This is a genomic window from Sphaerisporangium album (assembly GCF_003323745.1).
Classification (GTDB): Bacteria; Actinomycetota; Actinomycetes; order Streptosporangiales; family Streptosporangiaceae; genus Sphaerisporangium; species Sphaerisporangium album.
In genome coordinates, this window is sequence record NZ_QOIL01000010.1 from 309,316 (window position 1) to 319,394 (window position 10,079).

The window sequence follows — 10,079 nt, forward strand, 5'->3', positions numbered from 1 at the left end:
TGCTCCCTGGCCCGGTGGAGGCCGTGGGCTACTCCGGTTCGGCGCACGCGGGCAGCACCAGCCGCAGGAGCGCGCCGCTCGCGGACGGCACGGCCTCGGCCGTCCCGCCGTGGGCCTCGGCGACCTGCCGGACGATGGCCAGGCCCAGGCCGGAGCCGGGGTGCGCGCGGGCCGCCGGTGACCGGTAGAAGCGGTCGAAGACGAACTCGAGGTCGCTGTCGGGGATCCCCGGGCCGGTGTCCGCGACGTCGAGAGTGCCCCCCTTGACGCTGATCCGGACGCGCCCGTCGGGCGGGCTCCATTTCACGGCGTTGTCCACGAGGTTGGCGACGGCGCGTTCCAGGGCGTCGGGATCTCCGTGGACCAGGGTGGGGGCGCACTCCAGCTCGAACGCGATGTGCGGCGCCCGGCGCGCCGCGCGGGCCGCGACCCGCTCGGCGACGAGGTCCAGGCGGACGTCTTCGGTGTGGAACGCGGCCTCGCCGTAGCGGGCCAGGTCGACCAGGTCGTTGACCAGCGTCTTGAGCTCGCCGGCCTGGCCGAGCGCCTCGGCGGCCAGGAGTGGCGCCTGCGCGTCGGCCGGGTTCTCCGCCAGCAGTTCGAGGTTCACCGTCAGGCTCGTCAGCGGTGTGCGCAGCTCGTGCGAGGCGTCGGCCACCAGGCGGCGCTGCGCGCCGACCGACTCGTCCAGGGCGGCGGTCATCGCGGCGAACGCGGAGCCGAGCCGGCCGATCTCGTCCCGGCCGTCGGCGGGGATCGCAATGGCCAGGTCGCCGGTCCTGCGGATCAGTTCGACGGTCTCGGTGAGCCGGTGTACCGGGCGCAGGACGCGGCGTGCCGCCAGGCGTGAGGCCAGTGCGGCCAGGAGCCCGGCGGCCACCGTCGAACCGGCCAGCAGCCAGGCCAGCCCGCTCAGCGTGGGCGCGGGATCGGACTGCGGGATGGCCGTGCGCACGAGCGTCCCCTGTGAATCGGGCAGCTGGGCGGTGTAGACGCGGTAGGCGACGCCGTTGTAGACCGCGTCATGGAAGTAGGGGCCGGCGGTGCCGTCCGCGACGGCGACGTCGAGGTCGGTGACGTCGATGAACTCCGTCGAGGGCCCGGCACGGACCGGGCCCGGCACGATCTGCAACTGGGTGTTGCCGATGCCCAGCGGAACGGTCGGGAAAGAGGGCGGCTTCACGTTGGCCTCGAGGTACTTGGCCTTGATGGCCCGCGCCACGGAGGGCGCCTGGCCGGCGGCCATGACCAGGGTGCCGTCCATCTGGCCGCGGAGGTTGGCGTCCACGGCCGGATACAGGACCACCGACACCAGCACCAGGGCCCCCGCGACCACGGAGCCGCCGGCGATGGCCAGCCGCGTGCGCAGGTTCACGGCTCCTCCCGCAGGACGTACCCCAGGCCGCGCACCGTCTGGATCAGCCTGTCGCCGCCGCCCGCCTCCAGCTTGCTCCGCAGGTAGCTGATGTAGACCCACAGCGCGTTGGACTCCGGGCCGAAGTCGTAGCCCCAGACGGACTCGAAGATCTGGGTCCGGCCCAGCACCCGGCGGGGGTTGCGCAGGAACAGCTCCAGCAGGGACAACTCCGTCTTGGTCAGGTCCAGGCGCCGGCCCGCACGCTCGGCCCTGCAACCGTTCAGGTCGAGCTCGACGTCGGCGAAGCGCAGCACCTCGGCCCTGGCGCCGCTGCGCCGGAGCAGGGCCCTCAGCCGGGCCCGCAGCTCGTCCAGGGCGAAGGGCTTGGCCAGGTAGTCGTCGGCGCCGGCGTCGAGCCCCGCCACGCGGTCGGTGACCAGGTCCCTGGCCGTCAGCATCAGGATCGGCGTGTCGTGCCCGCCCGAACGCAGCGTCCGGCACACCTCCAGCCCGTTCGGTTCGGGCATGAGGACGTCGAGGACCACCGCGTCCGGGCGGAACACGCCGTGCTCGGTGAGGGCGGACGCCCCGTCAGGGACCGACGACACGTCGTACCCGTCCCGGCGCAACGCGTGTTCCAAGGACCGCCGCACGGCCGGGTCGTCGTCCACCACAAGAATCCGCATGGTCGCCATCCTCACCGTCGAGCGTTATGTGCGCTGTGAGATGCGGCGGTCGTCAGTCCTGCGGGGCCTCCACGCCCTGCTTGTCCTTGATGTCGACCTTGTCCTTGCCGTCGGCGGACGGTCCGGGCTTGCCGATCTGGGCCCCCAGGACCTCCTGGACCTGCGCGACCGGCAGCCCCAGGTTCGCCGCGATCGCCGCGACGATGGTCTCCGGCGTGATGTCGGCCGAGCGGGCCAGCGACGTCTTGGCCGCGCGCATGGCGTCGGTGAGCCGCTCGGCCGTCACCCCGAGCTCGGCGGCGATCGGGGCGAGGTGGGCGTCCGGCGAGTCCCCGGACTTCTCGTCCCGCTTGCGCGGGCCGTCCGCACGCTTCTCGTCCCTGGCGTCACCGTCCGGCTTCGGTGCGTTGATCAGCGGCGCCAGGGCGTCCTGGACCTGCGCCACCGGCAGTCCCAGGTTGGCCGCCACCGCCGCGACGATGGCGTCCGGCGTGACGTCGGTCGCGTTGACCAGCGACCGCTTGGTCGCGACCAGGGCGGCGGTGAGCCGGTCGGTCGTCACCCCGAGCTTGGCGGCGATCGCGGCCAGGTCGGCATCGGCGGACGCCCTGGCCTTCCCCTCCACGCCGGCGGACTTCTTGATGTTCTCGTCCGCCTTGACCGGCGCGGAATCCGACGTCACGGGGCTGGGCGCCGGGGTCGGTCCGGACGCCGCCGCCGCCGTACCGGTCGCGGCCAGCGCGGCGAGCGTCGCCGTGACCACGACCAGCCGTGTGCGTTTCCTCATCGTGATGCCTTTCGTCCGCAGGGTGCGCCGGACAAGAGCCGGCGCCTTGGGGACGACACAAACATCCCGGCCTCTGGCGTGGTTTCAGCCGACTTTAAAGGTTCCTTAGAACGGCGAGGAAGCGCCGCCACTCGTGGGGGGTGGCGAGGACGGCGGGCCCGCCGACACCCTTGCTGTCCCGCACCGCGACCACACCCGGCAGGTTGAGCGCCACTTCGACGCACTGGCCGCCGCTACCACCGGAATGGGACGACTTGCGCCAGATGGCAGTGCTCAGGTCCACTGCTGACTCAGCTCCTTACCACCCATCGCTGCTCATTGATTCAGTAGGTGAAGGAGTGGCTTTTGATAGCGCTGAGGAAGTGGTTCCATTCGCTGGGAGTGGAGATGAGGGCCGGGCCATCCGAGTTCTTGCTGTCGCGAATTGCCACGATACGGGGCAGGTTCGAGGCGACTTCGACGCATTGACCACCATTGTCTCCAGAGTAGGAAGACTTCTGCCATGCGGCGCTTCTCAAGTCCATTCCTGTCCTGCTTCCTTGATCATTTTTATGGATACGTGCTCAGGATAAGCCCACAGTCGTATCGACTCATAGCGGTTCCAAACAGAGGCGACCACTTCCGGGTCGTCGGTGATCTGACCTTCTGTCGAGGAGTCCGCATGGATGGTGTCTGGTTCGCCGTGAGGCAGTTCGGCGATCATGAACGCGCCCAGGAGACCCGCGACGCACTGGGAATCGACGATCTGTATCGATACCGCAGGATGCTGGGCGATCTCGATCAGATGGTCGAGTTGCTCGCGCATGAGTTTGGCGTCACCTAGGAGGCGGTGCAGCACTCCCTGATCGATCAAGGCAAGAAGAGTGGGTGAGTCATCCCTGTCGAGGATGCCCTGACGCTGCATCCTGGCCGCAACGCGGTCCTCCACCTCCTTGGAAGTGAGGCGAGGGCCTTGGCTGAAGATGTGCCGGGCGTAGGACTCGGTCTGTAGGAGTCCTGGGATCAGGAGGGGATCCCAGGAGCGTAGAACCAGGGCGTAGGGCTCGATCTGGTCTACCCAGTCCATGAACCACCGGGGGCCGCCGGGGCGTGCGGTTATTCGACGATATAGGCCGACAAAGTAGTTCCTTTCGTCGTGGCCGAAGATGAGGTCCAGTTTCTCGGCGTCGGATCTGGACGGCGTGCGCTTGGCCATCTCCAGGCGGCTCACCTGGGTCTGCGTACATCCCAGGCGCGCCGCCACGGCCGCCTGTGACCACTGCTTGGCCTCCCGCAGACGGCGCATTTCAGCGCCGAAACGTGCCTGAGGAGACCCGGGAGGAAGGGGAGGCTCGGAATTCTTGACGTTCTCGTCCATGGCATTCTCCGACGGGCGCGGGGGTATTCGCTCGGTGAGATCGTCATACCACGTTCCGTATCCGGTTTCAGGCGATCGACATTCACCGGCCCCCGCTGGCCTGCGAATTCGGCTCCTAGCGCGCCGATCCTCTCCAGAATTGATCAGTACGCGGCCCTCTGCGGTGAGAGCGGCGAACAAACCGATTTACACCATTCAAAAGGGAATGCCATCCTGAGCACGTGGCCCGATACTACGAGGTCGCGGGCCGCTCGGGGGCGGCTGGAGGGCGGGGCGTATGACGGCGCGGCCAGAGGTCGGTTCGGTGAGGACGGCGCGTCTGCTGGGGAGGGCCGAGCTGCCGGGGAGCGCGGCGTCGGTGGGGCTGGCGCGGATGTTCGTCCGGGAGGTGCTGCGCACGGGCGGCTGCCCGGAGACGGACGACGCGGTGCTCATGGTCAGCGAGCTGGTGACGAACGCGCTCCAGCACTCCTGCTCGGGCCATCGCCCGGACGGGCGCCTCGTCGTGATGCTCACCCACCACGGCGACGCGATCCAGGTGGACGTGGTGGACGAGGGCTCGATCGAGCGCCCCCGCGTCCAGCGCGCGGTGGACGAGGACGCCGAGGGCGGCCGGGGCCTGTGGCTGGTCTGCGAACTGGCCGCCTCCTGGGGCTGGCGCAAGGACACAGACGGCCACGTCGTCTGGTTCCAGATCCCCACATCCTCGACCCTCACCGCCTGACTCGCCGTGGTCGTGATGTTCAGGGTTCGGCGCGGGCTCTCACGGCCACGAGCCCGGTTTCGTAGGCGATGACGACGAGCTGGGCACGGTCGCGTGCCGCGAGCTTGGTCATGATGCGGCTCACGTGGGTTTTCGCCGTGAGGGGGCTCAGGAACAGTTTGCCGGCGATCTCGTCGTTGGACTGACCGTGGCCGACCATGGTGAGCACTTGGCGTTCTCGGTCGGTGAGCCGGTCGATGGGGTAGTCGGCCGGGGCTTTGCCGGGGCGGCCTCGTGCTGCGATGTCGGCGATGAGACGGCGCGTGATGCTGGGCGATAGCAGGGCGTCGCCACCGGCGACGACGCGGACGGCTTGGATCAGCTCTGCCGGCTCGGTGTCTTTGACGACGAATCCGGCGGCGCCGGAACGCAGCGCCTCGTAGACGTACTCGTCGGACTCGAAAGTGGTCAGAATCAGCACGCGCACACCGGCAAGGTCTTCGCTGTCCGCGATGCGCCGTGTCGCTTCGAGGCCGTCGACCCCTGGCATGCGGATGTCCATCAGGACGACGTCCGCCCGGGTCGTGGCGGCGAGGCTCACGGCTGCTTCCCCGTCGAGGGCTTCCCCGACGACCTCGATGTCGTCGGTGTGTTCGAGCAGTGCGCGGAAGCCGGCGCGGATGAGTGCCTGGTCATCGGCGAGAAGAACCCGGATCATCTGGCGGCCTTCAGGGGGATGTGTGCGGTGACCTGGAATCCGCCGCCGGGTGCCTGTCTGACGTCTAGGTCGCCGCCGACGGCTGCGGCGCGCTCGCGCATACCGATCAGGCCATGTCCGCTCGATGGGGTGGAGGATCCTGGTCCCCATCCGGTGCCGGTGATTTGCAGGCTGATTTCGCGCTGGTCGTAGCTGATCTGGACGATGGCGGTGGCTGGTCCGGCGTGGCGGATCGAGTTTGTCAGTGACTCTTGGACGATGCGGTAGGCGGCGAGGTCGATCGCTGGTGGCAGGACATCGGGTGGGTGGCCGGTGGTGACGATGGTGGTCGGGAGACCGGCCGCGCTGACGCCGGCCACCAACGCGTGGAGGCGGCTCAGCCCCGGCTGGGGCTGGTTCGACTCGGGGTCGTCGACCTGGCGAAGCACGGCCAGGATCACCCGTAGCTCGCGCAACCCGTCCTTGCTGGCGGTCTTGATCGCTTGCAAGGCGTCGGCGGCCGTGGGAGGGAGGTCGCCGGCGACGTAGGCGGCCACGCCGGCCTGGACGTTGATGGTGGCCATCGTGTGGGCGACGACATCGTGCAGTTCCCGGGCGATCCGTAGTCGCTCGTCGTCAACGGTGCGGCGAGTCCTTTCCTGCTGTGTGCGTTCGATCAGCTCGGCGCGTGCCCGGACGGCGTCTATGTAGCGGCGCCGGTTCGCTTCGGCGATTCCGGCGAGCACGGCGATGCCGACCAGCCCGGCCAGTCCGATATCGCCGCTGGTGACGCGGTCGATGGGGCCGGCAACGACCACCCCGCCCAGCACCAGGAGCGTGACGACCCCGAGGATGACCGATTCGCGTACGGACACGGTCAGCGCGACGGTGTAGAGCGCGAGGGGCGGTATGACCAGGGCGGCGTTGCTCATGTAGCCGAGAGCGGTGAAGGCGACCACGCCCGCGAGCGAGACGCCGAGCACGATCCGGGGGTGGCGGCGCCGCCAGATCAACGACAAGCCCGCCGCGGCCACGAGAAGGTAGGCCCACGTCGGTGCCGGGGTGAGGACGTGCCCTCCCAAGACGCGCCTCGCTCCGGCGGAGGGATTCGACTCGGCGTAACACCCCCACACCGTGACGCCCGTGACCACCACAGCCAAGCCTAGATCAACTGCCGTCGGCGGCAGTCGTCTCTGAACCCTCTGGGTGCTCACGGTAGCCAGGGTAGGTGAGAAGGGCGGGTGAACAGCATCCGCTACAGGAAGGTCAGCGCCTACTCCCAGTGGAGCAGGCCGGGATACTTCCGCTGGGGTAGCGGAAGCATCCCGCGGCGCGATGCCCGCCGACAGCCGCACTGCGACGCTTGACAAATGAGAGTTGCCACTCGCCGTTCAGGGCGTATAATGGCCCGCCCAACCTCCCGATCCCGCCAGCGCCCGAGCCTGGATCACAGGAGGCTCGCCCCCACCGCGCGCGGCCGCGCAGCCCGCCGTCGCGTCTCCCCGGAAGTGCCGCGATGACCGCGTCGGTAGCGGCGACCACTGGCAGGAGAGATGGTCAGGGCATTCATCTGACATGGTTCGCGTCGATTCGGCTGTATCTCGCCTCGGATGCCACCAGAACCATCCAGACCCTGCTCGGGCTCCTCTGGATATCGGACGGAGCGTTGCAGTTCCAACCCTTCATGTACTCGGCGGACTGGGTTCAGCAGCTGTCAAGCATGCAGGTCGGCCAGCCGCAATGGCTCGCGTCGAGCATCGCCTGGGGAGCTGATCTGGCCGGCGCGAACTTGGCGGTCTGGAACACACTGTTCGCGCTGACCCAGGTCGCGATCGGTCTCGGCCTGCTCTACCGCCGGACCGTCAGCATGGCGCTGACCGCCTCCCTGGTGTGGGCGATGATCGTCTGGTGGTTCGGCGAAGCGTTCGGGATGCTCTTCATGAACACCGCCAGCCCCCTCACCGGCGCGCCCGGCGCCGTAGTGCTGTACGCGCTGGTCGCGCTCCTGGTGTGGCCTAACGACCGACCGGGTGGCCTGCTCGGGGACCGAGGGGCACGGACGATGTGGGCTGTCCTGTGGGTCGTCATGGGCTGGCTCTGGCTACTTGCCGCGAACAGCGGCAACGATTCCGTCAGCAATGCGATCGCCGGGTCGCCCGCCGGGGCCGAGTGGCTGAGCACGGTCCTCACCGAGGTCGCCCAGGTCACTCAGGGCCGGGGCCGGCTGATCGCGCTCCTCTGCGCCGGACTGTCGGTCCTGGTCGGATGCGGCGTCGGTCTGCGGTGGCACGCGCGGACATTCCTGTGGATCGCCACAGTGCTCAACCTGGTCTATTGGGTCGTGGGCCAGGCATTCGGCGGCGTCGCCACCGGCCAAGCCACCGACATCAACTCCGCTCCGTTGTTCATCCTCCTCGCCGCCGCGATGTTCATCCTCTTCCCAAGGCCGGCCCGATCCGCATCGGCGAGCCCAGCCCTGGCTCTCGACGGCGCGGCCCAGGCGGCCGGTGAGGTGCCCTCGGCGAGCGGTCGAGTCATGCACGGTCGCCGCGCCGTTCTGGCGACGGCTGGCGTGGTCGTCGGGTTGGCTGCCGCCGCGGCCATCGCTGACCTTGCCGGCGTCTTCGGACGCGGCGGAGGAACACCACCCCCTGGCACCGTGCCCCTTCCCAACAACGACCACGGCAACGGCAACGGCGGCAATTGGGGCTCGCGAAGCCGCCGGGACCCGAACGCCGGCATCCGGACGCTCAACAGCGAGATCACACTGCCGCCGCGATTCCGCGCGACACTGCCGATTCCGCAACAACTCAAGCCCAGTCGCCAGACCTCCGACACGGACTACTACGAGATCGTGCAGTCGGCGGCGATGGCGACGATCATTCCGGGCCTACGGACACCGATCTGGGGTTACAACGGCACCTTCCCCGGCCCGACCATCGTGCAGAACCCGGGCCGCACCGTCGTTGTCAGCCACCGCAACGATCTTCCGGTGCCGACCGTCGTGCACATGCACGGCGGAACCACGCCGCACGACAGCGACGGCTACCCCACCGACTTCATCCTGCCCGACGCGAAGTACGGCACGTTCCCCGAGATGCCCGCCATGGCCGGCATGCCCGCCATGACCGACCCGGAGGCCATCATCACGCGGCAGACCCGCGACTACACCTATCCGCCGCAGCCACGCGCCGGGACACTGTGGTACCACGACCACCGCATGGACTTCACCGGCGCGAGCGTCTACCGCGGTTTGGCCGGCTTCCACATCACGCACGACACCGAGGAACAGGCGCTCGGGCTGCCATCTGGAGCGCGCGACGTGCCGCTGATGATCGCCGATCGCGCCTTCGCCGCCGACGGGTCGTTCCTCTACCCCGCGCTCGACCCCACGATGCGCTCGACCCCCGGCGTGCAGGACTCCTACACGAACGGCGTCATGGGAGACGTGATCCTCGTCAACGGAGCCCCGTGGCCGGTCATGAACGTCGACACCGCCCGCTACCGGTTCCGGATTCTGAACGCTTCCAACGCCCGCACCTATCAGCTCGCCCTCCAGGACGCCTCCCGGCAGAGCGTCGGGTTCACCCAGATCGGGACCGATCACGGTCTGCTGGCAGCGCCGCTGCCACAGGACGCCATCCAGATCGCGGAGGCCGAGCGATACGACGTGGTCATCGACTTCAGTCGATACAAGGTCGGCGACCAGATCACCATGGTCAACCAGATCGGTTCGGGCTCCACCGCCGTCGTGATGCGCTTCGTGGTCTCGCGGGCGACCAGCGACGGCAGCCGCGTTCCGAGCAGGCTTTCCACGATCAACGCGATCAGCCCGAACTCGGCGATGACGCGGCGCACCATGAAGTTTCATCGAGGCGCCAACGACTGGACGATCAATGGACGCCTCTTCGATCCGGCGTACTCGGAAGCCGACGTACCCGCCGGAAGCACCGAACTGTGGACGATCATCTCCGACTTCCGCCACCCCTTCCACATCCACAACGCCACCATGCAAGTGATCTCCCGCGACGGCCAGGCCCCCGGCCCCTACGACCAAGGCTGGAAGGACACGGTGTTCGTCAACCAAGGCGAACGAGTCCAGCTCGCCATCCGGTTCAGCACCTTCAAGGGCCGCTACGTCTTCCACTGCCACAACCTCGAACACGAGGACATGGGCATGATGGCCAACTTCCGCATCGTCTGATCGCCCCCAGAGGGCCGGACGTACTCGGGCAGAAGTACGTCAAAGTACTTCCGGTGCGGTAGCAACGACCTCCTACCAGGGGACGTGCGCCGACCAGTTCGCTGTGACCCAGCCAGCCCTCACGTGAGGATGAAAAGGGCTCACTGAAAATGCTGATTAACGGGAGTGTCAATTTAACGGCTGATCTTGGTTGTTGAAGTGGTTAGAGGTTGGCGGGGGTAAGGCGGCCTTCGAAGGCGATCTGGAAGGCGTTCAACGGCGCCTTCCAGCGCATGGTCCATCGCTTGC

The 10,079-nt window shown here is 68.3% G+C and carries 10 protein-coding genes; 2 read left to right on the forward strand and 8 right to left on the reverse strand.

What is annotated here, in order from left to right; all coding sequences use genetic code 11:
• Positions 1-28: 28 nt before the first annotated feature.
• The 6 genes from DQ384_RS19820 to DQ384_RS19845 form a co-directional block, all read right to left on the reverse strand.
• Complete coding sequence (locus DQ384_RS19820) at positions 29-1,375, reverse strand: sensor histidine kinase (protein WP_114030325.1); 1,347 nt, start codon at positions 1,373-1,375, stop codon at positions 29-31.
• A complete protein-coding gene (locus DQ384_RS19825) occupies positions 1,372-2,043 on the reverse strand; it encodes a response regulator transcription factor (RefSeq protein ID WP_114030326.1) in 672 nt (223 codons plus the stop codon). Before DQ384_RS19825 ends, DQ384_RS19820 begins: the two co-directional genes overlap by 4 nt.
• 52 nt (positions 2,044-2,095) lie before the next feature.
• Positions 2,096-2,830: a hypothetical protein gene (locus DQ384_RS19830; RefSeq protein ID WP_114030327.1), complete on the reverse strand. Its 735-nt coding sequence runs from the start codon at positions 2,828-2,830 to the stop codon at positions 2,096-2,098.
• 94 nt (positions 2,831-2,924) lie between these two features.
• On the reverse strand, positions 2,925-3,113 hold the full coding sequence (locus DQ384_RS19835; RefSeq protein WP_114030328.1) for a DUF397 domain-containing protein: 189 nt from the start codon (positions 3,111-3,113) through the stop codon (positions 2,925-2,927).
• A gap of 40 nt (positions 3,114-3,153) precedes the next feature.
• Positions 3,154-3,354 (reverse strand): DUF397 domain-containing protein, encoded by a 201-nt coding sequence (locus tag DQ384_RS19840; RefSeq protein ID WP_114030329.1) that lies wholly within the window; start codon positions 3,352-3,354, stop codon positions 3,154-3,156.
• Entirely contained in the window at positions 3,345-4,187 is an 843-nt protein-coding gene (locus DQ384_RS19845) for a helix-turn-helix domain-containing protein (RefSeq protein WP_114030330.1), read from the reverse strand. Before DQ384_RS19845 ends, DQ384_RS19840 begins: the two co-directional genes overlap by 10 nt.
• 304 nt (positions 4,188-4,491) lie before the next feature.
• On the opposite strand from DQ384_RS19845, the gene DQ384_RS19850 reads away from it, so the two are divergent.
• On the forward strand, positions 4,492-4,911 hold the full coding sequence (locus DQ384_RS19850) for an ATP-binding protein (protein WP_181871294.1): 420 nt from the start codon (positions 4,492-4,494) through the stop codon (positions 4,909-4,911).
• A gap of 19 nt (positions 4,912-4,930) precedes the next feature.
• Here the strand turns inward: DQ384_RS19850 and DQ384_RS19855 are convergent, their stop codons facing one another.
• Both DQ384_RS19855 and DQ384_RS19860 read right to left on the reverse strand, forming a co-directional pair.
• Positions 4,931-5,608 (reverse strand): response regulator transcription factor, encoded by a 678-nt coding sequence (locus DQ384_RS19855; protein ID WP_114030332.1) that lies wholly within the window; start codon positions 5,606-5,608, stop codon positions 4,931-4,933.
• Positions 5,605-6,669: a sensor histidine kinase gene (locus tag DQ384_RS19860; protein ID WP_147268829.1), complete on the reverse strand. Its 1,065-nt coding sequence runs from the start codon at positions 6,667-6,669 to the stop codon at positions 5,605-5,607. Before DQ384_RS19860 ends, DQ384_RS19855 begins: the two co-directional genes overlap by 4 nt.
• Positions 6,670-7,103: 434 nt before the next feature.
• Between DQ384_RS19860 and DQ384_RS42220 the strand changes: the two genes are divergently transcribed.
• The gene (locus DQ384_RS42220) at positions 7,104-9,791 is read left to right on the forward strand and encodes a multicopper oxidase family protein (RefSeq protein WP_220183020.1); all 2,688 of its coding nucleotides are present in this window, start codon (positions 7,104-7,106) and stop codon (positions 9,789-9,791) included.
• Positions 9,792-10,079 lie beyond the last annotated feature (288 nt).